This is a genomic window from Arenimonas sp., assembly GCF_047602345.1.
GTDB lineage: Bacteria > Pseudomonadota > Gammaproteobacteria > Xanthomonadales > Xanthomonadaceae > Arenimonas.
This window is the reverse complement of the sequence record NZ_JASGHN010000006.1, coordinates 123,976-147,596: the sequence shown is the minus strand read 5'-3', so window position 1 is coordinate 147,596 and position 23,621 is coordinate 123,976. Positions and strand designations below refer to the sequence as shown.

At 65.5% G+C, this 23,621-nt stretch carries 23 protein-coding genes and 1 pseudogene; 15 read left to right on the top strand and 9 right to left on the bottom strand.

The window, feature by feature from the left end; genetic code table 11:
- Positions 1-10 precede the first annotated feature (10 nt).
- The 5 genes from QM707_RS05135 (at position 11) to QM707_RS05115 (ending at position 5,327) form a co-directional block, all read left to right on the top strand.
- On the top strand, positions 11-1,891 hold the full coding sequence (locus tag QM707_RS05135; protein ID WP_415000785.1) for an ATP-binding cassette domain-containing protein: 1,881 nt from the start codon (positions 11-13) through the stop codon (positions 1,889-1,891).
- Between the two features lie 60 nt (positions 1,892-1,951).
- Positions 1,952-3,469 carry a fumarate hydratase gene (locus tag QM707_RS05130; RefSeq protein ID WP_415000784.1) on the top strand — a complete coding sequence of 506 codons (1,518 nt, stop codon included), beginning with the start codon at positions 1,952-1,954 and terminating at the stop codon, positions 3,467-3,469.
- Between the two features lie 208 nt (positions 3,470-3,677).
- The gene (locus tag QM707_RS05125; RefSeq protein ID WP_415000783.1) at positions 3,678-3,887 is read left to right on the top strand and encodes a cold-shock protein; all 210 of its coding nucleotides are present in this window, start codon (positions 3,678-3,680) and stop codon (positions 3,885-3,887) included.
- Positions 3,888-3,985: 98 nt separating this feature from the next.
- Complete coding sequence (locus tag QM707_RS05120) at positions 3,986-4,618, top strand: glutathione S-transferase family protein (RefSeq protein WP_415000782.1); 633 nt, start codon at positions 3,986-3,988, stop codon at positions 4,616-4,618.
- A gap of 4 nt (positions 4,619-4,622) precedes the next feature.
- The gene (locus QM707_RS05115; RefSeq protein WP_415000781.1) at positions 4,623-5,327 is read left to right on the top strand and encodes an NAD-dependent epimerase/dehydratase family protein; all 705 of its coding nucleotides are present in this window, start codon (positions 4,623-4,625) and stop codon (positions 5,325-5,327) included.
- On the opposite strand, the gene QM707_RS05110 is transcribed toward QM707_RS05115, so the two are convergent.
- Positions 5,328-6,494, bottom strand: coding sequence for a PQQ-dependent sugar dehydrogenase (locus QM707_RS05110; RefSeq protein WP_415000780.1), 1,167 nt, complete (start codon positions 6,492-6,494; stop codon positions 5,328-5,330).
- A gap of 13 nt (positions 6,495-6,507) precedes the next feature.
- Entirely contained in the window at positions 6,508-7,167 is a 660-nt protein-coding gene (locus QM707_RS05105) for an arylesterase (protein WP_415000779.1), read from the bottom strand.
- A 19-nt stretch (positions 7,168-7,186) separates the two neighbouring features.
- Between QM707_RS05105 and QM707_RS05100 the strand changes: the two genes are divergently transcribed.
- Positions 7,187-7,903 (top strand): ABC transporter ATP-binding protein, encoded by a 717-nt coding sequence (locus QM707_RS05100; RefSeq protein WP_415000778.1) that lies wholly within the window; start codon positions 7,187-7,189, stop codon positions 7,901-7,903.
- The gene (locus QM707_RS05095; protein ID WP_415000777.1) at positions 7,900-10,395 is read left to right on the top strand and encodes an ABC transporter permease; all 2,496 of its coding nucleotides are present in this window, start codon (positions 7,900-7,902) and stop codon (positions 10,393-10,395) included. The genes QM707_RS05100 and QM707_RS05095 overlap by 4 nt, the downstream gene beginning before the upstream one ends.
- A gap of 6 nt (positions 10,396-10,401) precedes the next feature.
- Here QM707_RS05095 and QM707_RS05090 read toward each other — a convergent pair whose 3' ends face one another.
- On the bottom strand, positions 10,402-10,890 hold the full coding sequence (locus QM707_RS05090) for a DUF456 domain-containing protein (RefSeq protein WP_415000776.1): 489 nt from the start codon (positions 10,888-10,890) through the stop codon (positions 10,402-10,404).
- 90 nt (positions 10,891-10,980) lie between these two features.
- Positions 10,981-12,093 (bottom strand): M35 family metallo-endopeptidase, encoded by a 1,113-nt coding sequence (locus tag QM707_RS05085; protein WP_415000775.1) that lies wholly within the window; start codon positions 12,091-12,093, stop codon positions 10,981-10,983.
- Between the two features lie 209 nt (positions 12,094-12,302).
- Here QM707_RS05085 and QM707_RS05080 point away from each other — a divergent pair, with 209 nt between their 5' ends.
- Entirely contained in the window at positions 12,303-13,160 is an 858-nt protein-coding gene (locus QM707_RS05080) for an alpha/beta fold hydrolase (protein WP_415000774.1), read from the top strand.
- On the opposite strand, the gene QM707_RS05075 is transcribed toward QM707_RS05080, so the two are convergent.
- Positions 13,157-13,555, bottom strand: coding sequence for a hypothetical protein (locus QM707_RS05075; RefSeq protein WP_415000773.1), 399 nt, complete (start codon positions 13,553-13,555; stop codon positions 13,157-13,159). The two genes, QM707_RS05080 and QM707_RS05075, sit on opposite strands and share 4 nt — an antisense overlap.
- A 60-nt stretch (positions 13,556-13,615) precedes the next feature.
- On the bottom strand, positions 13,616-14,077 hold the full coding sequence (locus tag QM707_RS05070; RefSeq protein ID WP_415000772.1) for a glycine zipper 2TM domain-containing protein: 462 nt from the start codon (positions 14,075-14,077) through the stop codon (positions 13,616-13,618).
- A gap of 128 nt (positions 14,078-14,205) precedes the next feature.
- Between QM707_RS05070 and tcdA the strand changes: the two genes are divergently transcribed.
- Positions 14,206-15,012 carry a tRNA cyclic N6-threonylcarbamoyladenosine(37) synthase TcdA gene (tcdA, locus tag QM707_RS05065; protein ID WP_415000771.1) on the top strand — a complete coding sequence of 269 codons (807 nt, stop codon included), beginning with the start codon at positions 14,206-14,208 and terminating at the stop codon, positions 15,010-15,012.
- Positions 15,013-15,027: 15 nt separating this feature from the next.
- Here the strand turns inward: tcdA and QM707_RS05060 are convergent, their stop codons facing one another.
- Both QM707_RS05060 and QM707_RS05055 read right to left on the bottom strand, forming a co-directional pair.
- A complete protein-coding gene (locus tag QM707_RS05060; RefSeq protein WP_415000770.1) occupies positions 15,028-15,801 on the bottom strand; it encodes a TatD family hydrolase in 774 nt (257 codons plus the stop codon).
- Positions 15,802-15,805: 4 nt separating this feature from the next.
- The gene (locus QM707_RS05055) at positions 15,806-16,036 is read right to left on the bottom strand and encodes a DUF6116 family protein (RefSeq protein WP_415000769.1); all 231 of its coding nucleotides are present in this window, start codon (positions 16,034-16,036) and stop codon (positions 15,806-15,808) included.
- A gap of 142 nt (positions 16,037-16,178) precedes the next feature.
- Between QM707_RS05055 and QM707_RS05050 the strand changes: the two genes are divergently transcribed.
- From QM707_RS05050 to QM707_RS05025, 6 genes and pseudogenes are all read left to right on the top strand, one after another.
- A complete protein-coding gene (locus QM707_RS05050; protein ID WP_415000768.1) occupies positions 16,179-16,877 on the top strand; it encodes a glycine zipper 2TM domain-containing protein in 699 nt (232 codons plus the stop codon).
- Between the two features lie 122 nt (positions 16,878-16,999).
- A complete protein-coding gene (locus tag QM707_RS05045) occupies positions 17,000-18,163 on the top strand; it encodes an acyl-CoA dehydrogenase family protein (RefSeq protein WP_415000767.1) in 1,164 nt (387 codons plus the stop codon).
- A 5-nt stretch (positions 18,164-18,168) separates the two neighbouring features.
- A complete protein-coding gene (locus tag QM707_RS05040) occupies positions 18,169-18,726 on the top strand; it encodes a GNAT family N-acetyltransferase (RefSeq protein ID WP_415000766.1) in 558 nt (185 codons plus the stop codon).
- Positions 18,723-19,325 carry a glutathione S-transferase family protein gene (locus QM707_RS05035; RefSeq protein ID WP_415000765.1) on the top strand — a complete coding sequence of 201 codons (603 nt, stop codon included), beginning with the start codon at positions 18,723-18,725 and terminating at the stop codon, positions 19,323-19,325. The genes QM707_RS05040 and QM707_RS05035 overlap by 4 nt, the downstream gene beginning before the upstream one ends.
- Before the next feature lie 19 nt (positions 19,326-19,344).
- A pseudogene (locus QM707_RS05030) lies at positions 19,345-21,613 on the top strand (thiamine pyrophosphate-dependent enzyme).
- 43 nt (positions 21,614-21,656) lie between these two features.
- The gene (locus QM707_RS05025) at positions 21,657-22,553 is read left to right on the top strand and encodes an adenylate/guanylate cyclase domain-containing protein (RefSeq protein WP_415000764.1); all 897 of its coding nucleotides are present in this window, start codon (positions 21,657-21,659) and stop codon (positions 22,551-22,553) included.
- A gap of 45 nt (positions 22,554-22,598) precedes the next feature.
- On the opposite strand, the gene QM707_RS05020 is transcribed toward QM707_RS05025, so the two are convergent.
- On the bottom strand, positions 22,599-23,615 hold the full coding sequence (locus QM707_RS05020) for a glycosyltransferase family 2 protein (protein ID WP_415000763.1): 1,017 nt from the start codon (positions 23,613-23,615) through the stop codon (positions 22,599-22,601).
- Positions 23,616-23,621: the final 6 nt, after the last annotated feature.

The window sequence follows — 23,621 nt, the reverse complement described above, 5'->3', positions numbered from 1 at the left end:
AAATGCCGGCATGCCCCTACTGACATTCCAGCGCGTCGACTACGGCGTCGGCGGCCCGCGCCTGCTTGAACAGGTCGATCTGAGCGTCGAGGCCGGCGAGCGGGTCTGCATCGTCGGCCGCAATGGCGCCGGCAAGTCGAGCCTGTTGCGCCTGATGGCGGGCGAGAACAAGCCCGACGATGGCGAGATACGTCGCTACGAGACGCGCATCGCCGGACTGGCGCAGGAAGTGCCGCAGGCTCTCGAAGGCAGCGTTTTCGATGTCGTTTCGCATGGCTTGGGTGCATTGGGCGAAAAGCTCGCGCGCTACCACCACATGCTGCACGACGGCGACGCCATCGACATGGATGCGCTTGGACGCCTGCAGGCGCAGATCGAAGCCGAGCAGGGTTGGCGGATCGAGCAACGCGTCGAGCAGGTGATCGCCCGGCTGGAACTACCGGCGGACGCGGCGTTCGCCGAGCTCTCGGGCGGCATGAAGCGCAGGGTGCTCCTGGCCCAGGCTCTGGTGACGATGCCGGGCCTGCTGCTGCTCGACGAGCCGACCAATCACCTCGATATCGAATCGATCGCCTGGCTCGAGTCCTTCCTGCAGGATTTCGCCGGCGGCATCGTCTTCGTCACCCATGATCGCGAATTCCTGCAGCGCCTCGCGACCCGCATCGTCGAGATCGATCGCGGTCGCGTGACCAGTTGGCCTGGCGACTACGAAAACTACTTGCGGCGCCGCGAGGAACGCCTGCACGCCGAAGCCCAGGCCAACGCATTGTTCGATCGCAAGTTGGCGCAGGAAGAGGTCTGGATCCGGCAGGGCATCAAGGCGCGCCGCACCCGCAACGAGGGTCGGGTGACGGCCCTCAAGGCCATGCGCCGCGAACGGGCCGAACGGCGCGAACAGGCCGGACAGGTCAAGCTGGCCGCCGCCGCTGCGGAACGTTCCGGCAAACGGGTCTTCGAGGCCCGGAACGTCGGTTTCGCCTACGGGGATCGCGTGCTGGTGCGCGACCTCGACACCTTGATCCAGCGTGGCGACAAAGTCGGCCTCATCGGCGCCAATGGTTCGGGCAAGACCACGGTGCTCAAGCTGCTGCTGGGCGAGTTGCAGCCGCAGCGCGGAGAGATCCTGCGCGGAAGCAACCTGGAGATCGCCTTCTTCGACCAGCTGCGCGGCGCCTTGCGCGAAGACTGGAATGCCCTGGACAACGTCGCCGAGGGTCGCGAGTTCATCGAAATCAACGGTGGCCGCAAACACGCGCTGGCCTACCTGCAGGACTTTCTCTTTTCGCCCGATCGCGCCCGGGCGCCGATCTCGCGACTGTCGGGCGGCGAACGCAATCGTCTGCTATTGGCCAAGCTTTTCGCCCGTCCGTCCAATGTCCTGGTGATGGACGAACCGACCAACGATCTCGATGTCGAGACGCTGGAGCTGCTCGAGGAGCTGCTGGCCGACTACGCCGGGACGCTGATCCTGGTCTCGCACGATCGTGCCTTCCTCGACAATGTCGTCACCAGTTCGCTGGTGATGGAAGGCGAAGGTCGCGTGCGCGAGTACGTCGGGGGCTATAGCGACTGGTTGCGGCAGCGGCCGGCCGGGCGTATTGCGCCAGCGCCCAAACCGGCCGTGGTCGCCGAACCGCGGAAGGCATCCCCGCCTGCCGCGGCGACGCCAGCGGCGAAGCGCAAGCTCGGCTTCAAGGAGCAGCGCGAGCTGGAACAATTGCCGGGTCGGATCGAAACGCTGGAGGCGGACATATCGGCGTTGGCGGCCCGCATGAACGAGCCGGCCTTCTATAGGCAGCCGCAGGCGGAGGTCGCTGCCGTCAACCAGTCGCTGGCGGCGATGCAGGCCGAGCTGGAGGCCGCCTATGCGCGCTGGAGCGAGCTGGAATAGGCGCTGCGAGCCTGGCGGTCGGCATGCGCTAAAATCGCCTTTTCACCCGCGACTCCCGCCATGGCCAGCATCAAGCAGGAAGACCTGATCCAGTCCGTCGCCGACGCGCTGCAGTACATCAGCTACTACCACCCGGTCGACTACATCAAGAACCTCGCCGCCGCCTACGAGCGCGAGGAGTCTCCGGCGGCCCGCGATGCCATCGCGCAGATCCTGATCAATTCGCGCATGTGCGCCGAAGGCCATCGGCCGATCTGCCAGGACACCGGCATCGTCACCGTATTCCTCGACGTCGGCATGGACGTGCGCTGGGACGATGCCACGATGAGCCTCGAAGACATGGTCAACGAGGGCGTGCGTCGCGCCTACAACCATCCGGACAACAAGTTGCGGGCTTCGGTCCTGGCCGATCCCGCCGGCAAGCGGGCCAATACGAAGGACAACACCCCGGCGGTCGTCAACATGAAGATCGTGCCGGGCGGCGAGGTCGATGTGATCGTCGCCGCGAAAGGCGGCGGCTCGGAAGCCAAGAGCAAGTTCGCCATGCTCAATCCTTCCGACTCCATCGTCGACTGGGTGCTCAAGACGGTGCCGACCATGGGCGCAGGCTGGTGTCCGCCGGGCATGCTCGGCATCGGCATCGGCGGCACCGCCGAAAAGGCCATGCTGCTGGCCAAGGAAGCGCTGATGGAACCCATCGACATCACCGAGCTGCAGGCGCGCGGCGCTTCCAATCGTGCCGAGGAGTTGCGGCTGGAGTTGTACGACAAGGTCAATGCGCTCGGCATCGGCGCCCAGGGTCTCGGCGGCCTGACGACGGTGCTCGACATCAAGGTCAAGGACTATCCAACGCATGCGGCCAACCTGCCGGTGGCGATGATCCCCAATTGCGCCGCGACCCGGCATGTGCATTTCACGCTCGACGGCGGCGGCCCGGTGATGCTCGACCCGCCGTCGCTGGAGGATTGGCCGACCTTGACCTACGACGCCTCGAAGGGGCGCCGCGTGGACCTCGATGCGATCACGCCGGAAGACGTCGCAAGCTGGAAACCGGGCGAGGTGCTGCTGCTCAACGGCAAGTTGCTGACCGGGCGCGACGCCGCGCACAAGCGCATCGTCGACATGCTCAACAAGGGCGAACCGTTGCCGGTGGATTTCCGCGGCCGCTTCATCTACTACGTCGGGCCCGTTGATCCGGTGCGCGACGAAGTGGTGGGGCCGGCCGGGCCGACGACCGCCACGCGCATGGACAAGTTCACCGAGCAGGTCCTGGCCCAGACCGGCCTGCTCGGCATGGTGGGCAAGGCCGAACGTGGACCGGTGGCGATCGAGGCGATCCGCAAGCATCGCTCCGTCTATCTGATGGCGGTCGGCGGTGCCGCCTATCTGGTGTCGAAGGCGATCAAGGGCTCGCGCGTGGTCGGCTTCGCCGACCTGGGCATGGAGGCGATCTACGAATTCACCGTGAAGGACATGCCCGTGACCGTGGCGGTGGACAGCGCCGGGACATCGGTGCACCAGACCGGCCCGAAGGAATGGCAGGCGCGCATCGGCAGGATTCCCGTCACCGTCGAATGACGACGAAGCGTCGGCGGGGCTATCGCATCGTGGCGAAAAAGCCGGTATGTTTCGGCTCGACTGTGTTTGCGTAGGTCACAATGAATCGTGGCCTGATGCGGTAGATCCATCGATCCGCTACATCTTGCACCCGTTTCTTCCTTGCAACCCAGTCGTCCGCCACGCGTTTCGGCGGGCTTTCCAATGGGCCGTTTCAAGGAAAAACGTCATGTCGGATCGTCAGATGGGTACCGTCAAGTGGTTCAACGATGCCAAGGGCTTCGGCTTCATCAGCCGCGACAATGGTGAGGATGTGTTCGTGCACTTCCGCTCCATCCAGGGCACCGGGTTCAAGACGCTGAAGGAAGGCCAGAAGGTCAGCTTCAAGCTGGTCCAGGGCCAGAAGGGCATGCAGGCGGACGAAGTCCAGCCGATGTAAGCCTCGCGGCCCTGTCGGCCGACGGAAAGCCCCGTGCCGAAAGGCCCGGGGCTTTTTCGTGGCGGGGCCGTTATGCTGCCCGCTTTCGGGAGCCCTCCATGATCGAACTGTATTACTCGCCCAGCACCGCCAGCCTCGTCGTGCACTGGCTGCTGATCGAACTGGATATCCCGCACGCGTTGCGGCGGCTGGATTTCGACAAGCGCGAACACAAGGCGCCTGAGTACCTCGCGATCAATCCGGCCGGTGTCGTGCCGGCCTTGGTGATCGACGGCAAGCCGCTGCTGGAATCGGCCGCCATCACGATGCATCTTGCCGACGCATATCCGGCCGCCGGTCTGGCGCCGGCGCTCGGTTCGCCCGAGCGCGCGGCCTATTACCAGTGGTTCGTCTTCATGGCCAATACCCTGCAGCCGGCGTATCGCGCTTGGTTCTATGCCGACGAGGTCATGGGTGCGGAGCATGTGGATGCGGTCAAGGCGAGGGCGAGGGAGCGCATCGAGAAAGGCTGGGAGCAGGTCGAAGCGCATCTGAGCGCCAATGGCCCCTTCCTGCTGGGCGAGAAACTCAGCGCCGCCGATTTCATGCTGACGATGCTGATGCGCTGGTCGCGCAACATGCCGAAACCGGCGCACGCGTGGCCGACCCTGGCGAAGCATGCGGCGACGATGAAATCGCGACCGGCATTCAAGGAAGTCTATGCCCGCGAGGGCCTGAGCGACTGGACCTGATTCGATGCCGAAGACGCTGCGCTTGCTATTGGCCGGCGCGACCGGTCTGATCGGTGGAGAGGTCGTCGATCGCCTGCTGGGCGATGCGGCCTGGCAGGGGCGGTTGCTGGTGCCGGCGCGTCGGGCCTTGCCGCGCAGCGACCCGCGACTGCGCATTCGTATAGGTTCGCTCGACGAAAGCGACGGATCGACGCGCTTGCGCGAAGAACTCGCGACGCTGCTCGAAGGCGAGCCGCTCGACACCTTCATCAGTTGCCTAGGCACCACGCTGAAGACGGCCGGGTCGCGCGAAGCGTTCATCGCCGTCGATCGCGAACTCGTGCTTCGCCTGGCGGGCATTGCGAGGGATCTCGGTGCGCGCAGAGCCATCCTCGTTTCTTCGGTCGGCGCCAGCCGGCAGTCGGGAAACTTCTACCTGCGCGTCAAGGGCGAGGTCGAGGACGAGTTCGAACGCGGTGGATTCGAACGCCTGGACATCCTGCGACCCGGTCTGTTGATGGGCGATCGGCAGGAGCGTCGCAGCGGCGAAGCGGCGGCCCGCAGGCTGGCACCGTGGGTCAATCCGCTGATGATCGGCAGGAAACTTCGCCGTTATCGCGCGATCGAAGCGGAGGTCGTCGCACGTGCGATCGTACGGCTCTGCGATGAAACGGAGCCGGGCATCCACATGCACGAGTTCGACTCGATCCGGCGCTGGGCCGGCGCCTGATCAGGGCGCCAGACCTACCTTGAGTACCCTGCCGTCGTCTTCATCCGTCAGCAGGTACAGATAGCCGTCCGGCCCCTGGCGCACGTCGCGGATACGGCGCCCCATATCCTCGAGCAGGATTTCCTGGCCGACGACGCGATCGCCATCGATCGACAGCCTGACCAGCTTGTGGTGGGCGAGGGCACCGACGAACAGGTTTCCTTTCCACGCCGGGAAACGATCGGAGGTGTAGAAAGCCAATCCGCTCGGCGCAATCGACGGCGTCCAATAATGGATCGGCTGTTCCATGCCCGGCATCTCCGATTTTCCCGAGCCTATCGGATCGCCGTTGTAGTTCACGCCAAGCGTGATGATCGGCCAGCCGTAGTTGCGTCCGGCGCGCGGGATGTTCAGTTCATCGCCGCCGCGGGCACCATGCTCGGTCTGCCAGAGTTCGCCGCTGAACGGATTGAGCGCGGCGCCCTGCGAATTGCGATGCCCGAACGACCAGATCGCAGGGTTGACGTCGTTCTGGCCAACGAACGGGTTGTCGTCGGGTATGCGACCGTCCGGCCAGATGCGGAAGATCTTTCCCTGGCCGCGATCGAGGCGCTGCACGTTCGGCCAGTTCATCCGGTCGCCTACGGTGATGTACAGATGGCCGGCGCGATCGAATACCAGGCGCGAACCGAAGTGTTTGGCGCCCTCGAGCTTGGGTTCCTGGCGGAAGACGATCTCACCGGATTCGAGTCCGCGTTCGCCGAGCCGCCCGCGAAAAACCGAAGTTCCCGCACCTCCTTCGCCCGGCTCGCTGAAACTCAGATACACGAGTCGGTTCGTCGCGAAGGCCGGGTCGAGAGCGACATCCAGCAAACCGCCCTGGCCGGCATCGGCGATGTCCGGAAGTCCGGTCAGCGGCGCGGATACCTCGCCATCGGCGCCGACGATGCGCAATCGCCCCGGGCGCTCGGTGACCAGCATCCGTCCGTCCGGCAGGAAAGCCAAGCCCCAGGGATGTTCGAGGCCGTGCGCGATGGTTTCGACGCTGACTTTTCCATGTTCGCTGGCGTAGCGTTCGATGCCGGAATCCCTTTTGCCGGGATGGAGGCCAGCATCGGCGGCTTGTGGATCGCCGGCACTGCAACCGACCAGCAAGAAGATGGCGAAAGCGTTCAGGCCGTGCTTCATCTCGAGCCTCCGTTCAGCGCAGCAGCGGCGCCAGGGGTTTCCAGACATGATCGCGCAATTTCGGTTGGGCCGCGGCGACCGGATGCAGGTTGTCGGCCTGGAACGCGTTGCGATCGGCCGCGATGGGCTCGAGCAGGAAGGGCAGCAGACTGGCCTGATGCTTCTTGGCCAGTTCGACGAACATGCGCTCGAATCCCTGCGTGTACTCCGGCCCGTAGTTCGGCGGAAGGCGCATGCCGATCAGCAGCACCCGTGCCTTGGCCATGCTCGCGGCGCGCAGCATGCGATCGAGATTCGCCCGGGACTGGGCCAGAGACAGCCCGCGAAGCCCATCGTTGGCGCCGAGTTCGATCACGACGACCGAAGGCTTGACGCGCGTCAGCTCGCGATCGATGCGAGCCGCGCCGCCGGCGGTCGTTTCGCCGCTGATGCTGGCGTTGACCACGCGCCAGCCTGGGTGGCTGGTCTTCATGCGTTGCGCGGTCAGGGCGACCCAGCCTTGCGGGGCGCTGAGGCCGTAGGCGGCCGACAGGGAATCCCCGAGCACCAGGACGGTGCGGACCTGCGCGGCGAACACCGGTCCACAGGACAGGCACAGCAGGAGCAGGGCCAGGAGGCACCGCGTTACCTGCCGTTGAATTCGATGATGCGACACTCCATGTAGCGATTTCATAGTCCGGATTCCTGAGCGCATGAACTCAACGGTGGCGGCGTCGAACGCGGTTTCAAGCCAGGCGGCCTGTCCTGCCCTGGACGTCAAGGGCATCGGCAAGCGCGTGCGCCTGCCCGACCACGAGTTGACCATCCTTCACGACGTGAGTTTCAGCATTGCCGCGGGCGAGGCGGTCGCCGTGGTCGGGGCCTCGGGTTCGGGCAAGAGTACCCTGCTGTCGCTGCTGGCGGGCCTGGACGTACCCAGCTCGGGTTCGGTGACGCTCGATGGCACCGAGCTTTCGGCGCTGGACGAAGACGGCCGGGCGCGGGTGCGCGGCGAGAAAGTCGGATTCGTCTTCCAGAACTTCCAGCTGCTGCCCGCCTTGACCGCGCTCGAGAACGTGATGCTTCCGTTGGAATTGCGTGGCGAACGCGACGCCGCGTCGCCGGCGCGCGACATTCTCGCGAAAGTGGGCCTGGGCGAACGACTCGATCACTACCCGCGGCAATTGTCCGGCGGCGAGCAGCAACGCGTGGCGATCGCGCGCGCATTCGTGACGCGGCCGGCGCTGTTATTCGCCGACGAGCCCACCGGCAACCTGGATACGGCCACCGGCCGAAGCATCGTCGAACAATTGTTCGACCTGAACGCCCAGCGGGGCACGACCCTGATCCTGGTAACGCACGACGAGCGCCTTGCAGCGCGTTGCAACCGAATCCTGCGCCTGGCCGCGGGCCGCCTGGTGGATGCATGAGGACGCTCGCGCTGGCCTGGCGCCAGCTGCGACGCGACCTGGCGGCGGGCGAAATCCGCATCCTGCTGGCGGCGCTCGTGCTTGCCGTGATGGCGGTGACGGCGGTCGGGCTGCTGACCGACCGTGCCGAACGCGCGCTGGCCATCGAGGCCAATCGTCTGCTCGGCGGCGATGCGGTGCTGCGTGGCGATCAAGCGATTTCGCCGCAGTGGTTCGAGATGGCGAAGGAACGCGGCTTGCGCCAGGCGCAGACACGCTCCTTCAACAGCATGGTGCGCGTCGGCGACGATTTGCGTCTGGGCGAAGTGCGGGCGATCAGCGAAGGATTTCCCCTGCGCGGTGAGTTCGTCCTGCGGGAGGGCGAGGCCGATCGCGTCGCCAGGGCCGTTCCGTCGCCGGGCAGCGCCTGGATGACGCGCAGCGGCGCGGACACGCTCGGCGCACGCGTCGGCGACACGGTGCTCCTGGGCAGTGCCGAGTTCAGGCTGGCCGCGCTCGTCGTGCAGGAACCGGACGCAGCACTGGACTATTTCAGCAACGGGCCGAAAGTTTTCATCAATCTGACGGATTTGCCGGCGACGGGCCTGGAGCAGCCCGGCAGCCGCATCGCCTATCGCCTCGTGGTGGCGGGCGATGCCGCAGCGGTGGACGGATTCGTCGCGGAAGCCAAGTCGAAGCTTGGTCGCGGACAGCGGTTGGAAACGGCTGCGGATGCGCGTCCCGAGATTCGTTCCGCCCTGGATCGGGCAGGCCGTTTTCTCGGCCTGGCTGCGCTGGTGGCCGTCGTATTGGCGGCGATCGCCGTCGCGATGGCGGCACGTCGCCATAGCGCGCGCCACCTGGCCGGCAGCGCGGTGATGCGTTGCCTGGGCGCGAGCCAACGCACGCTCGCGGGTATCCATGTCGGCGAACTGCTGATGCTGGGAGTGATGGGCAGCGCCATCGGATTGCTGTTCGCTTACGGGCTGCAGGCGGCCGTGGCGGCCTGGTTGTCGAAATTTCTCGGCGTGGCGATTCCCGCCGCCGGCTGGCAGCCGATGGCCGCCGGCCTGGGTGTCGGCATGACGGTGCTGCTGGCTTTCGGAGCGCCGCCGGTGCTCGCCCTGCGCCGCGTTCCGGCCTTGCGTGTCTTGCGGCGCGATGTGGATTTCGCCGAACCCAGCGCGTGGGCCGTCGCTTTGCTGGCGCTTTCCGGATTGGGCGCCTTGTTATGGTGGAAGGCGGGTTCGCCGGCGCTGGCGAGCGCGGTGCTCGCCGGCATCGTCGGGACGCTGGCGGTGCTTGGCGTGCTGGCATTCGCGCTGATCCTCCTGCTTCGTCGTCTGCGCAAGCGCATGCGCGGCCCCTGGCGCTACGGCCTGGCCAATCTCAGCCGCCGCATGGCGTCGAGCGTCGCGCAGATATCTTCACTCGGTCTTGGCCTGATGGTCTTGCTGTTGTTGACCTTCGTACGCACCGACCTGCTGTCGCGCTGGCAACAATCGCTGCCCGAGAACGCGCCGAACCGTTTTCTCGTCAACGTTCAGTCCGATCAGCTCGATGACGTGAAGCGGCACCTGATCGGGGCAGGGATTCGGTCGCCGCAGTTGTATCCGATGATTCGTGGCCGACTGGTCGAAGTGAACGGAAAGCCCGTCACTGGCGAAGACTACGCGGGCAAGGACGAGCGCACGCGCCGCAGGGCGGATCGCGAGTTCAACCTCAGCGTCGCCGACAGGTTGCGCAAGGACAACGAAGTCGTCGAAGGGAAGTTCTGGCCGACGACGGGGGCGCGCGAGCCGGAGGTTTCGGTCGAGCAGGACTTCGCCGCCTCGCTGGGCTGGCGGGTCGGCGATCGCGTCGCATTCGACATCGCCGGTCAGCGTTTCGAAGCCCGCATCAGCAACCTGCGCAAGGTCGAGTGGGAAAGCTTCCAGCCAAACTTCTTCGTCATCGCTTCACCCGGTTCGATGGATGGCTATCCGGCCAGCTACATCGGCGGGATCCATGTGCCGAAGAGCGAACCGCAGTTCACCAATCGACTGGTCTCCGCCTTCCCGAACCTGACGGTGGTGGATATCGACGCCGTGCTCGACCAGGTGCGCAGGACCGTACAGCAGGTCACGACGGTGGTGGAGGCGGTGTTCTATTTTTCCCTGATCGCCGGCGTGCTGGTATTGCTGGCGACCGTCAGCGCCTCGCAGGACGAACGCCTGCTCGAAACGGCGGTCATGCGCGTGCTCGGCGGGTCGAGGCGGCAGTTGATGCTGGCGCAGGCCACTGAGTTCGCCGCGATCGGCCTGCTGGCGGGCGCCACGGCGGCGATCGCCGCCACGGTATTGGCCGGCGTGGTGGCGCAACAGGTTTTCGATCTGCCCTGGACGGCTGACTGGCGATCCGCGCTGATCAGCGCCGGTGTCGGAATGCTCGCGGCGGTTGTGGCCGGCATGTTGGCGACGCGACGCGTGCTGTCGGCGCCGCCCTCGGTGACCCTGCGCGAGTTGCAGCAATAGCCCGAATCAGTCGACGTAGAACGCCACCAGGAAGATCGCCAGCATCGCGAAAGCGAGCGCCAGCTTCAGCGCTGCGCCGATCGCCAATCCCAGCCAAGTCGCGAACCCGGTACGGGAAGCGTCGCGCAGTTCCTTGCCGCTGATCATTTCGCCAGCGACCGCGCCGATGAAAGGTCCTGCCAGAAGCCCGGGAATCCCGAAGAACAGACCGGCGAACGTGCCGATGGCGGCGCCGACCATGGCCCAACGAGAGGCGCCGACGCGTTTGGCGCCGAGCAGGGTGGCGAGCAGGTCGACCGCGATGGATACGGCCGTCAACACGCCTAGCGCGACGATGATCCAGACACCGATCTCGCGGAAATCGCCGACCCAGGCCGCCAACAGCATGCCGGCGAACATCAGCGGCAAGCCGGGTAAGGCCGGCAGGACGGTACCGGCGAGGCCCACCAGGATCAGGAGGGCGGAAAGCACGTACAGCACAGTCGAAGTTTCCATCCCTGCAATGTAGCGGCGATGCGTCCGGATGCAAGCGCCGGAAAGGAAACGGCCCGCCGAAGCGGGCCGTTTCGTGCAGCGGTTTGTCGCTCAGTTCTGGAACGGCGTGTTTTCCGCGAAGTACTCGTGGTTGTCGGCATTGTCGACGGCGTTGTTCGGGTTGGTGATCGCCAGGTTCTTGGCGCCCGACTGGCCGTAGACGTGATCGTCCGTGCCGGCGACGACGTTGAAGTGGCTCATTTCATGGATCAGGGTGCCGGCCTTCGAATCGGTGCCGGTGGTCGGCGCGCTCCAGAAGGCCTTGCAGACGAAGATCTCGTAGGGCTTGGTCGGATAGACGTAGGCGTAGTAGTTCTGGTTGCAACCGCAGTTGATCTTGATCTTGCCGCCGGTTTGGTCCATGGCGGTATCGATACTGGAGAAGTGAGAGCGCACGGTGGTGTAACGGCTGCTGGTGTACGCGCCGAACCAGGTGGTGTAGCGCGGGCCCTGCGTGCCGGCATTCAGGTACAACTTCGAGTTCTCGGAATACTTGCGGGCCTCGACGACCGCCGTGCCGGCCGTATTGATGCGAGCCGTGGTGCAACCGACGTAAGTCACGCCGTTGACCACCGAGGTCGCGGCCGGCTTGACGGCGGCTTCGGGCTGTAGCGAAAGCAGCGGATTGTTGCTGTCCACCCAAAGCTTGAGCGGTACCGATTCGAAGTTCAGCAGGCGGCCATCGGCCGCGGCGATGCGCTGGCCCTTGCCGTTGAAGGCGCCCTGCAGGGTGCTGCGGAAGCGCACCGTGTAATCGCCGCCGGCGCTCAGGTCGTAGGCTCGGCTCAGGTCGACGCTGACGATCTTGGTTTCATGCGGCTGGAAGGTGACCAGGTCGGCTTCCGTCGGCGCCGGACGCTTGATCATCGGGCCGAGGTAGTCGACCTGCTTGCCGCCGCGGCTGACGTCGAAGAGCTTGCCGGTGGCCTCGTTGCTGGGCAGCAGCCAGGACGGGATCTTGACGATGTCGTCGCTGTTGTTGGTGATGCGGAACTGCACGGTGCCCATGAACGCCTGCGAGCTGTTGCTGTCCGCCAGCATGCTGATGCGCAGCGGGTTGGCGGCATTGGCCTGCGGGCCATTGCCCGTGCGGGCGGCGAACGCGGCGCCAGTGGCGGCGACCAGGGCCGTGGTCACCAGAAGGTTGCGAGCAAGTTTCGACATGCAGATCCCCGGAAAAAGTGGAAGGAAAGTCCGTTGCGGCGGACGATTCGACCTTAGCGCAGTGTGACGGGCTTGGCATGTTGCGAAGCCGCAAGTCCGTGTAGGTCAATGCCTCGACGGCGGGTGAGGCATTGTTCCGGGCGGATCTCGCCCGTTCATGGAGTGGCGGGATCGGTTCTAATGGCGGCTGTTTTCGCCGGAAGGAAGGCATGAGCGACAGCCCGGACGTGGTCGAAACCCGCAGCCCCGACGGGCATGCCTGCAGTATCCGTTTGTGGCGGGCGGGCACCGGCGCTTCGACACTCGTCTGGTTGCCGGCGCTGGGTGTGCCGGCGGCGAAGTACGATGCCTTTGCCGCGTCCCTGCAGGGCCGCGGGCTCAATGTCGCCGTGCACGAGTGGCGTGGTACCGGGAGCAGTTCCTGGCGTCCGGCGCGGCGCCGCGACTGGGGCTATCGCGAACTGCTGGAACTCGACATTCCCCTCACGATCGCGACGGCCAGACAGCATCTGCCGGGCGACCGCTGGGTCCTTGGCGGCCACAGTCTGGGCGGACAGCTTGCGGCCCTGTCGCTGGCAATGCAGCCCCATCAGGCCGATGCCTTGCTGCTGATCGCGACTGGCGTGCCCGCGGCGCGGTATTTCCCCGGTGCGCAGGCCTTGGGCGTCCGCCTGTTCGCGCACGCCTTGCGTCCGCTGACGCGAATCCTCGGTTCGTTTCCCGGCAATCGCCTGAACTGGGCGGGGCACGAAGCGGGACAGGTGATGCGCGATTGGGCGAGTACGGTCGTGTCGGGACAATACCGCCAACTGGCGGCGACGCCCGGGATCGATGCGCAGCTCCGCAGCCTGCAACAACCCGCCTTGGGGATTCGTTTCAGCGAGGATTGGCTGGTGCCGGAGATTTCGATGTCGGACCTGCTCGGGCGCATCGGGTCGACGAACCACGAGTCCTTATGCCTGGACGAAGCAGCCCTGAGTGCGCGCGCCGATCATTTTCGCTGGATGCGACAGCCCGACGCCGTCGCCGACGCGGCGGTCCGATGGCTGCGTCTGCGCCTGGCCTAGCCGCGGAAGTCGCGGTGGCAGTTTTCGCAGGACTGCTTGAGCTTGCTCAGCATCGCCGCAGCGGCAGGACAGTTGCCGGGCGGCGACATCAGCGAAGCATCGGCCGCCGCGCGTAGCTCGCCGGCGTAGCGCCCGAACTGCGCATCGCTGATGCGGTCGGCGAACGCGGGTTCGATATCGTTCGACACGTAACGCAGGGTCTGCAGCCGCGGGATGATGTCCGTCGGCGCGCACCGGTTCTGCTTGATGCTCTGGTCGAGCGCGCCCATCTGCGCGCCCAACACCGCCATCACGCCCTGCGGATAGGCCGTGCCGCGGTTGAGGGAATTGATCAGGATGGCGGTGCCCACGGCACCGACGATGAGGCCGACCAGCAGCAGGATCAAGGAACGCATGGATGCCTCCCGAAGACAGCCGCGACCTTAGCACGGCTGTCCGGGAAGGCAGAAGGCGGGTCAGCGCATCAGTACCGCGCGGCCGTTGTCTATGCGCACCACCGAACCTTCGCGCAGGTTCGAAGAGATCGTCGGTTGCGTGACCGTCACGCGCCGGCCGTCGTCCATGCGCACCGTGATGCGGTAATCGTGTTTCACCGTGCGCTTTTCGATCGCGTTGCCCGCCACCGCGCCGCCGACCACGCCGGCGACCGTCGCGGCCTTCTTGCCGTCGCCCTTGCCGACTTGGTTGCCGAGCACGCCGCCGACGATGCCGCCCAGCACGGCACCGCCGCCGCTGGATTGGCCGGTCACTTCCAGCACCTCGATCCGCTCGACCGTGCCGCACTCGTAGCAGCGATTCACCGCTGGGGCGGGCGAACTCCCGTAGCTGGAGGAGGAGGGGCTGCTGGCGCAAGCGCCGAGCGTGGCCGCCAGCACGGCCGCAAGCAGGATTCGGGAACGCAGATTATGGGTGGACATTGGCTCACTCCTTGTCGAAACCAGGGCCGACGTTAGAGGAATCCGCCTGAACGGGTACCGACCCATGCGGGCGGCGTTCGGCAGGCATTCACCGCCGTGACGAGGGCGTGGTGGCGTAAAATCGTTCGATGACGACGACCCGACCAGACCCGCGCTTCAGCGGCATCGACCGACTGTACGGCCTGGGCAGCGCAACGCACCTGGCGGGGCGGCATGTCTGCGTCGTCGGACTAGGCGGCGTCGGTTCCTGGGCGGTGGAGGCATTGGCCCGCAGCGGCGTCGGTCGCCTGACTCTGATCGATGCGGACGAAGTCTGCGTATCGAATACCAATCGACAGTTGCATGCGCTGGATGGCCAGTTCGGTCGGGGCAAGGCGGAGGTATTGGCCGAGCGTTGCCGCGCGATCAATCCCGCGATCGAGGTCAGGGCGATCGCCAGCTTCCTGACACCGTCCAATCTGTCCGAGTTGTTGGATCAGGGTTACGACCTCGTGCTCGATGCCTGCGACAGTTTCCGCAGCAAGGTCGAGTTGATCGCCTGGTGTCGTCGGCGAAAACTGCCAGTAGTCGTGGTGGGATCGGCCGGCGGGCGGACGGATCCGACGCAGATCCGCCTGCGCGACCTGTCGCGCACCGAACACGATGCCTTGTTGGCCCTGATCCGCAAGAAGCTGCGGGCCGAGTTCAATTTTCCCAAGAACAAGGATCGCTACTTCGGCGTTACGGCGGTGTATTCGCTGGAGAACGTGCAGTATCCGCAGGCCGATGGCTCCGTTTGCGGAACACGACCATCGCTGGGGCCGGATGCGGCGCTGAAACTGGATTGCGGCGCCGGCCTGGGCGCCGCGACGCACGTGACGGGTGCCTTCGCTTTCGCCGCCGTCGCCCGGGCCCTGCAACTGCTGCTGAAAGCCGAAAAGCGCGCGACCGCGTAGCGGCTCGCGTTTCGATCAAGCGCCCAGGCGGCCGAACAACCGTTCCGCGTTGAGGGCCGTGGCCTCCGCCACCGACTCTTCGCTGGCGCCACGCAGTTGCGCCGCTTTCGCCAGTACTTCCGCCAGATGGGCCGGTTCGTTGCGCTGGCCGCGCTGCGCGCTGCCGGGCTGATCTGGCGAATCGGTTTCGAGCAGCAGGAATTCCAGCGGCATGGAGGCGACGATGCGATGCAGGCGCTGGGCACGGTCGTAGGTCAGCGGCCCGCCGATGCCGATCGAGAAGCCCAGCCCGAACAGCTGCCGCGCCTGTTCCTCGCTACCCGAATAGCTGTGCACGACGCCACGCAAACCGCCGATGCGGCGCAGGCTGGCGATGACTTCTTCGACCGCGCGCCGTGCGTGCAGCACGACCGGCAGGTCGAACTCGCGAGCGATCTCCAGCTGACGCAGGAAGTAAAGGCGCTGCGTTTCCGCGTCGAGCCCATCGACGAAAAAATCCAGCCCGAACTCGCCGACCGCGCAGGGTCGCTCACGTTCGATCCATTCCGGAAGCGCTTCCAAGTGCGACGGGAGATGCCGCGAGAGATACATCGGGTGCAAACCATAAGCCGGCGACAGACCGGGTTCTATCCGGCAGATATCGCGCAGCTTGGGCCAGGTCGCGAATTCGACGGCCGGCAGGAGTTGTCGGGTCACGCCCGCGGCGCGCGCGCGCGCGATCACATCGGCGCGATCGCCGTCGAATTCTTCGGCGTCGAGATGGCAATGGCTGTCGAACAGGACGGCCATAGGCTCAGGGTTTGTTGGCTTCGCCCTCGATCGGCGGGCGCGCTTCGGGTTCGCGGCGCCGTTTCAGGTTCGCCAGCAGGATCGTGCCGAGCCCGAGCATCAATTCGTCGACAAAGGGGATGAAATCGGGAATCAGGAGATCGACGAAGAAGATGGTCGCGACCAGCGCGAACAACGTCGGGAAACGCAATCGCTGCGCGAAGGCGAGGACCGGGCCCAGCAGGGGATTGCTCATCGGACGATCTCCAGGCGGATGAACAAAACTAGCACGCTCGCTGAATCCTGGAACGCGAGTGGGCCCGGGTTTTGGTTTTCGTTCAGTCCGTGCTGGCGATCCTGCAGGCACCGCGGTCGAGCCGCGCGAGCAGGAGCGGGAAATGAACAAAGCATTGGCAGTAGCCATCGGCGGTGTGCTGGTCGCGGGTGCCGCGGTCGGTGCTTACCGCAGCGGACTGGTGGGCACGCCCTACGCTAGGGTCACGTCGGCGACGCCGATACTGATCAAGGAAGACGTGTTCGCCGATGTGGTCGACACGCGACCGGTCACCCGCACCGAACAGGTGACGCAGCAAGTCTGCGAGGACCGCGTCGTGCAGACGCGTGCGCCCGAACGCTTCGGCAACAAGGATGGAGCCTTGGTCGGCGCCGTCGTCGGCGGATTGCTCGGCAACCAGGTCGGCAAAGGCGACGGGCGCAAGCTGGCCACGGTCGCAGGCGCCGTGGGCGGAGGCTATGCCGGGCGCGAGATCGACCGGCGCCACGAAGGCGGCCGGATGGTCGCGACCACGCAGCGTATCTGTCGCGAGGAGTCCCGTCCCCGGACCACGACGGTCGGTTACGACGTGCAGTACCGCTCCGACGGGTTGCTGGTCAGCAAGCGACTGGAGCACGACCCGGGCGATCGCATCCTGATCGGCCAGCGCGACCGCGTCATCGGCTATGAAGTGTCCTGGCGCTACCGCGACCAGCGCGGCAGCCTGCGCATGGATCATGACCCCGGCCCTCGTCTTGCGGTGAAAAACGGGGTCGTGGTGGTCACTCCCGCGGACCACCTGGCGATGTCGCCGGCCCGCTGAGGGCGTCTTGCGGGGGATCCAGCGGGGCCGGGCAGCCGGCCCCGCGTCGTTTCCGGGGTGCCGCGCCGGCCTGCGACCGGCTAAAATGGGCGATTACGTCACCTTTTGGCTTGGGCACTCGCATGGCACTGAATCCGACTGATCTTTTCGATATCCGCTCGATGCTTTCGGAAGAGGAGCGGATGATCCAGGACTCCGTCGCCCGCTTCGTCGACGAGAAGGTGATTCCGATCATCGGCGACTGTTTCGATCAGGGCCGGTTCCCGAAGGAGCTGATCCCCGAGATCGCCTCGATGGGCCTGCTCGGCTCCTCCCTGCCGGAGAAATACGGCTGCGCCGGATTGAATGGCGTCAGCTACGGCCTGATCTGCCAGGAGCTCGAGCGCGGCGATTCCGGTATCCGAAGCTTCGTTTCGGTGCAGAGTTCGCTGTGCATGTATCCGATCTATGCCTACGGTTCGGAAGAGCAGCGCATGCGCTACCTGCCGGCCATGGCGCGTGGTGAGGTGATCGGCTGCTTCGGCCTGACCGAACCGCACGGCGGCTCCGACCCGGCGAACATGAAGACCGTCGCGAAGAAAGACGGCGGCGACTGGGTCATCAACGGCGCCAAGATGTGGATCACCAACGGCAACGTCGCGCAGATCGCCATCGTCTGGGCGCAGACCGACGAAGGGATCCAGGGCTTCATCGTGCCGACCGACACCCCGGGCTTCACCGCCCAGGAAGTGCACAAGAAGATGAGCCTGCGCGCGTCGGTGACGTCGGCGCTGTTCTTCGACAACGTGCGCATTCCCGACAGCCAGCGCCTGCCGAACGTGAAGGGTCTGAAGGGTCCGCTCGGCTGCCTGACGCAAGCCCGCTACGGCATCACCTGGGGCCCGATCGGCGCGGCGATCTCCAGCTACACGACCGCGCTCGAATACGCCAAGACCCGCATCCTGTTCAATCGCCCGATCGCGGCGACGCAGGCCGTGCAGCTCAAGATCGCCGACATGGCGCGTCGCATCACGCTGGCGCAGCTGCTTTCGTTGCAGCTCGGCCGCCTGAAGGACGCCGGCACGATGCAGCCCGCCCAGGTGTCGATGGCCAAGTGGAACAATTGCCGCATGGCTATCGACATCTCGCGCGAGGCGCGCGACATCCTCGGCGGCGCCGGCATCACCACCGAATACGCCCCGATCCGCCATGCGCTGAACCTCGAATCCGTCATCACTTATGAGGGCACCGAAACGGTGCACCAGCTGGTGATCGGCCGCGAGGTCACCGGCATCAACGCGTTCTGAGTTCGATGATCCGGATCGGGCCGACGCTGGAGACCGAGCGCCTCATCCTGCGCGTTCCCCAGCGCGAGGACTTCGACGCCTATGCCGAGATGATCGGCGATGAGGAAACCGCGAAGTTCATCGGCGGCCACGCGCCGCGCGCGGCCGCCTGGCGCCGTTTCCTCGCCATGCCGGGTGCCTGGGTGCTGCAGGGCTACGCGATGTTCTCGGTGATCGAGAAAACGAGCGGGCGCTGCATCGGCCAGCTCGGCCCCTGGCAGCCGGAAGGCTGGCCGGGCACCGAGGTCGGCTGGGCCTTCCACAAGGACGCGCAGGGCAAGGGTTACGCCACCGAGGCTGGTCGTGCGGCGATCGATTGGGCGTTCGAGGCGCTTGGATGGGACGAAGTCATTCATTCGATCCATCCTGACAATCGTGCATCGCAAGCCCTGGCCATGCGCCTGGGTTCGACCCTGCGTGGGCCGGGCAAGCTGCCGGCGCCGTTCGAAGAAGAACCGATTGAGATCTGGGCGCAAACGCGTGCGCAGTGGCAGGCGCGGCGTTTGAGCGGGCAGGGCGCATGACCACCGTTTACGGCATGCGGGCTTCGGGCAATTGCTACAAGCTGCAACTGCTGCTCTCGCACCTCGGTCGCCAGCATCGCTGGGTGGACGTCGACAGCACGCGCGGCGAGACCCGCACGCCGGAGTACCTGGCGAAGAACCCCAACGGCAAGGTGCCCCTGCTCGAACTCGAGGACGGCCGTTTGCTGGCGGAATCGAATGCCATCCTCTGCTATCTGGCCGAAGGCTCGGCGTATCTGCCGACCGATCACTGGCAACGGGCGCAAGCGCTGCAATGGCTGTTCTTCGAACAGTACAGCCACGAGCCCTACGTCGCGGTCGCACGCTACATCGCCAAGTGGCTGCCGGCCGACCATCCGCGCCAGGCCGAATTGCCGAGGCTGCGCGAACGCGGCCATCAGGCGCTCGATGTGATGGAGCAGCGCCTGTCGAAGAGCGAATTTTTCAGCGATGGCGGTTATGGCGTCGCCGACATCGCGCTGTACGCCTACACGCACGAAGCGCCCGTCGGCGGCTTCGATCTATCCGCCTATGCAGCGGTCCGCTCCTGGTTGCAGCGCGTCGAAGCGCAGCCGGGCTTCGTGCCGCAATCCTACTGACTTCAAGAAAGAACCCGTCATGTCCGCAGTCGCGCCACTCGTTCCCGCCCGCCAGAAAGACGTCAATCGCGCCAAGGTCTGCGACGAGAACTTCCTCGAGTTCGTGCGTGGCTGGAACGGTCGGGTGGAGCCGAAACCTTCGCCGGACGAACCCATCCTGGAAGGCAGCCGCTGCAGCGCGCGCGATTTCCTCGAGTTGTTCGAGTCGCAGCTCATCAGCCGCCACCTCGACCTGATGGCGCGCGTCCTGCGCGTGCAGAACAAGGTGTTCTACACGATCGGTTCCAGCGGTCACGAAGGCAATGCGATGGTCGCGCGCCTGACGCGACATACGGATCCAGCTTTCCTGCACTACCGTTCCGGCGGTTTCATGGCCGAACGGTTCCGCAAGCTGCCGGGCATGGACCCGATCATGGACTCGGCCCTGAGTTTCGCCGCCAGCAGCGACGATCCGATTTCGGGCGGTCGCCACAAGGTCTGGGGCAGCAAGCCACTCTGGGTGTTGCCGCAGACGTCCACGATCGCTTCGCATCTGCCGAAAGCGCTGGGCACCGCCGTCGCGATCGAACAGGCGCGCCGCATCGGCCACGCCTTGCCGATCCCGGACGACTCGATCGCCATCTGCTCCTTCGGCGACGCGTCCAGCAACCATGCAACGGCCCAGACCGCGTTCAATACCGCACAGTGGACCGCCTACCAGAAATTGCCGGCGCCGGTGCTCTATGTCTGCGAGGACAATGGCATCGGCATTTCTGTGAAGACGCCGAACGGCTGGATCGCGAACAACTTCCGCCACCGCGACGGGCTCGACTATTTCTATGCCGACGGCCTCGACATCGTCGAAGGCTATGGCCAGGTCGAGGCGGCGGTCGAACATTGCCGCCGGACGCGTCGACCGACCTTCCTGCACCTGCGCACGACCCGCATCATGGGTCACGCGGGCACCGATTTCGAGATCGAGTGGCGCAGCGTCGAGGAACTGATGGCGGTCGAGGCGGCGGACCCGCTGTTGCGTTCGGCTCAGGTCGCGCTGCAGTCCGGCCTGATGACGCGCGACGAAGTACTGGCCCTGTACGAAGCTACGCGCGCGAAATGCTTCGCGGCGGCCGAAGATGCCGATCGCCGGCCGCGTCTGCAGTCGCTGGCCGAAGTGATGGCGCCGCTGGCGCCGTACACGGCCGACAAGGTGAAGGCCGAGGCGCGTCGGGCCGATTTTGCCGAAAAGCGCCTCGCCGTGTTCGGCGACGAGGCCAAACTGCCGGAGAAGCAACCGCCTCGCCATCTGGCCATCCAGATCAACAATGCCTTGCACGATCTGTTCTGCAAGTACCCCGAGACCCTGCTGTTCGGCGAGGACGTGGCGCAGAAAGGCGGCGTGTACACGGTGACCAAGGGCCTGCACAAGGCTTTCAAGGGTGCACGCGTCTTCAACACGCTGCTCGACGAAACGATGATCCTGGGCCTGGCCCAGGGGTTCGCCAACATGGGCATGCTGCCCTTGCCGGAAATCCAGTATCTCGCCTATTTCCACAACGCCTGCGACCAGATCCGCGGCGAGGCCTGTTCCTTGCAGTTCTTTTTCCAACGGCCAGTACCGCAATCCGATGGTGATGCGTGTGGCCTCGCTCGGCTATCAGCGCGGCTTCGGCGGGCATTTCCATAACGACAACTCGATCACGGCCTTGCGCGACATCCCCGGGCTCGTCGTGGGCTGCCCGAGTCGCGGCGACGACGCGGCGATGATGCTGCGCACGATGATGGCCTTGGCCAAGGTCGATGGCCGCGTCTGCGCCTACCTCGAGCCGATCGCCCTGTACATGACGAAGGACTTGTACGAGGCAGGCGACGGCCAGTGGTTGACCAGCTATCCGGCGCCGGACCAGGCGATGACGCTGGGCGAAGAGCGGGTGTACAACGAGCAGGCGCGCGACCTGGTGATTTTCAGTTTCGGCAACGGCGTGCCGATGAGTTTGCGGGCCGCGCGCACGATCCAACAGCAGCGCGGCTGGAAGGTGCGCGTGGTGGACCTGCGTTGGCTGCAGCCTTTGAATGCCGGCGCCATCGCTCGTCACGCGGGCGATTGCGCCCGTATCCTGGTCGTCGACGAAGGCCGACGCAGCGCCGGAGTGGGCGAGGGCGTCATCACGGCCGTGGTCGAAGCCGGGCTCGGTGCCAAGCCCCTGGCCCGCGTCGTCGGCGCGGACACCTTTACGCCGCTGGCCGGAGCGGCTTTCCTCGTCATCCCCTCGGATGCCGATATAGTTGCGATGGCCGGCACATTGGCCTGAATCCGTTGAACCACTCGGGCAAGTCACCGTCTATACTGATCGCATGACTCAATCCAGGCCGCAAACCATCCTGTTCGCCGATGTCAGCGGCAGCACGCGGCTATTCGAGACCAAGGGCGATGTCGAGGCCCGTCGACTGATCGCCCTGGTCCTCGATGCCCTGAGTCTGATTTGCCAGAGCCATGGCGGCCGGGTCATCAAGACCATTGGCGATGAAATCATGTGCACGATTCCGACGGCACTGAGTGGTCTTCAGGCGGCGTGCGAAATGCAACGGAAGATGGCGCGCGACATCCAGTTCGTGCGCGAAAGCCTTGCCGTGCGTATCGGTCTGCATCACGGCGAGGCACTGGACGAGAACGGCGACGTCTATGGCGATGCGGTCAACACCGCCGCCCGCATGGCCTCGCTGGCCAAGCGCGAGCAGATCGTGACGACCGCCGTTACCCTGACCAATGTCGAGGGCAAGGCACCCGAGACCCGCAGCCTGGGCAAGGCCCGGGTCAGCGGCAAGCTCTTCCCGATCGAGATCGTGGATGTCATCTGGCAGGAAGACACCTCCGGCATGACCACGGTTCAGAGCGCGGTCAAGCTCTTCGATACCCATACCGAGGCCGGCGGTACGCTCCGGCTGCGGCACAAGGGCAGGCTGGTGGAACTCAACGTCAACTCGCAGCCTTTCATGATGGGGCGCGAAGCCAGCAACGGGCTGGTGATCGAAGCCGACTGGGTCAGCCGCACCCATGCGCAGATCGAGTACAAGCGCGGCCATTTCGTCATCGCCGACCGATCCACCAATGCCACCTACGTGCGCATCGGAGAAGACGACGAACAACGCGTGCACCGCGACGAGCTGCACCTGCGCAAGTCGGGCACGATCAGCCTGGGACAGGCCTCCGACGTCAACGCCAACGAGCTGATCCGTTTCGAGGTCAGCTGATCGCTGCGACGGGCCGCAATGCGATGCGGGGCAGGCCCGTTCGCCTTACAGCTGTATCGCTTCCTTCATCTTTTCCGGCCAGAGGCGCGTGGCCAGGTCGCCGAACAACAGCATCAGGTAATACAGGCCGGCGACGAACAGCGCGCCCGGGATCTGCCAGAACGGCATGCCGACCTGCCGGTGCTTGGTCAGGATCTTGCGGAAGGAGCGCCATTCCCAGCGCAGGAAGCGCCGCAAGCTGTTGAAAAGGGATGCGTCCCCGGGTTTCTTGCTGGCCCGGCTCACGAGCAGGTCGTCGCGTCCCTGGGCGATGCCGCGGAGCAGGTAGTGCTTGAGTCCATTGGGCGCCGCGTGCGAAACCTGGGCAGCGGTGTTGAGGGTAATGCCGATGCCGTTTTCCTTCAGCTCCCAAGCCATCTGGGTGCAGGCACCGCGCGCCGATCCGCCCAGCAGGCGGTACGGGTGCGCGATGAAGCAGTCGCGACGGAAGGCGACATTATTGGCGAAGAAATGCGAAGCCGATCCGAGCTTGCGCTCCTTGCTGGGCAGCGGGAAAAACCAGGTCAGCGCAAAAGTGCGGCCGAGCAGCCCTTCGGGATCCAGGAAGGTATGGCCCGCGACGACCTGGCGACCTGCGTCGGCGAGCGGCGCCATCAGGTTGGCGAGCCAGCCCGGTTCCGGGACGACGTCGCTGTCGATGAATACCAGCCACTCCCCGCGCGCGTGTTCCGCGCCGTAGTTCTTCTGCGCGTAGTAGCCGTCGACGTCGGCCGACAGCAGGCGCCACTCGTACCAGGGCGATGGCGGCAGGTGCGCGCTCAGGATGCCTTCGATGACGCTGCGGTCGAGCGCTTCGGGATCGAACAGCACGATGATTTCGAAACGGGCTCGCAACAGCGTCATGCCGGGAAGCAGGTGCCGCTCGGCATCGGGGGTCTGCAGTTCGGCGATCTGGGCCGACAGCGCGTCGAGCATCTGCCGGCAGCGATCCATTTCGGACAGTTTGACGTTCTCCCATTCGATGACGACGGAGGCGAGCGGGAGATCGTGGTTGGCGTTCATCGGCAT

Bases quoted from the DNA above. Each gene is read 5' to 3' on its own strand.
- QM707_RS05135 (WP_415000785.1), top strand. From the start codon at position 11: ATGCCCCTACTGACATTCCAGCGCGTCGACTACGGCGTCGGCGGCCCG.
- QM707_RS05130 (WP_415000784.1), top strand. From the start codon at position 1,952: ATGGCCAGCATCAAGCAGGAAGACCTGATCCAGTCCGTCGCCGACGCG.
- QM707_RS05125 (WP_415000783.1), top strand. From the start codon at position 3,678: ATGTCGGATCGTCAGATGGGTACCGTCAAGTGGTTCAACGATGCCAAG.
- QM707_RS05120 (WP_415000782.1), top strand. From the start codon at position 3,986: ATGATCGAACTGTATTACTCGCCCAGCACCGCCAGCCTCGTCGTGCAC.
- QM707_RS05115 (WP_415000781.1), top strand. From the start codon at position 4,623: ATGCCGAAGACGCTGCGCTTGCTATTGGCCGGCGCGACCGGTCTGATC.
- QM707_RS05110 (WP_415000780.1), bottom strand. From the start codon at position 6,494: ATGAAGCACGGCCTGAACGCTTTCGCCATCTTCTTGCTGGTCGGTTGC.
- QM707_RS05105 (WP_415000779.1), bottom strand. From the start codon at position 7,167: ATGAAATCGCTACATGGAGTGTCGCATCATCGAATTCAACGGCAGGTA.
- QM707_RS05100 (WP_415000778.1), top strand. From the start codon at position 7,187: ATGAACTCAACGGTGGCGGCGTCGAACGCGGTTTCAAGCCAGGCGGCC.
- QM707_RS05095 (WP_415000777.1), top strand. From the start codon at position 7,900: ATGAGGACGCTCGCGCTGGCCTGGCGCCAGCTGCGACGCGACCTGGCG.
- QM707_RS05090 (WP_415000776.1), bottom strand. From the start codon at position 10,890: ATGGAAACTTCGACTGTGCTGTACGTGCTTTCCGCCCTCCTGATCCTG.
- QM707_RS05085 (WP_415000775.1), bottom strand. From the start codon at position 12,093: ATGTCGAAACTTGCTCGCAACCTTCTGGTGACCACGGCCCTGGTCGCC.
- QM707_RS05080 (WP_415000774.1), top strand. From the start codon at position 12,303: ATGAGCGACAGCCCGGACGTGGTCGAAACCCGCAGCCCCGACGGGCAT.
- QM707_RS05075 (WP_415000773.1), bottom strand. From the start codon at position 13,555: ATGCGTTCCTTGATCCTGCTGCTGGTCGGCCTCATCGTCGGTGCCGTG.
- QM707_RS05070 (WP_415000772.1), bottom strand. From the start codon at position 14,077: ATGTCCACCCATAATCTGCGTTCCCGAATCCTGCTTGCGGCCGTGCTG.
- tcdA (WP_415000771.1), top strand. From the start codon at position 14,206: ATGACGACGACCCGACCAGACCCGCGCTTCAGCGGCATCGACCGACTG.
- QM707_RS05060 (WP_415000770.1), bottom strand. From the start codon at position 15,801: ATGGCCGTCCTGTTCGACAGCCATTGCCATCTCGACGCCGAAGAATTC.
- QM707_RS05055 (WP_415000769.1), bottom strand. From the start codon at position 16,036: ATGAGCAATCCCCTGCTGGGCCCGGTCCTCGCCTTCGCGCAGCGATTG.
- QM707_RS05050 (WP_415000768.1), top strand. From the start codon at position 16,179: ATGAACAAAGCATTGGCAGTAGCCATCGGCGGTGTGCTGGTCGCGGGT.
- QM707_RS05045 (WP_415000767.1), top strand. From the start codon at position 17,000: ATGGCACTGAATCCGACTGATCTTTTCGATATCCGCTCGATGCTTTCG.
- QM707_RS05040 (WP_415000766.1), top strand. From the start codon at position 18,169: ATGATCCGGATCGGGCCGACGCTGGAGACCGAGCGCCTCATCCTGCGC.
- QM707_RS05035 (WP_415000765.1), top strand. From the start codon at position 18,723: ATGACCACCGTTTACGGCATGCGGGCTTCGGGCAATTGCTACAAGCTG.
- QM707_RS05025 (WP_415000764.1), top strand. From the start codon at position 21,657: ATGACTCAATCCAGGCCGCAAACCATCCTGTTCGCCGATGTCAGCGGC.
- QM707_RS05020 (WP_415000763.1), bottom strand. From the start codon at position 23,615: ATGAACGCCAACCACGATCTCCCGCTCGCCTCCGTCGTCATCGAATGG.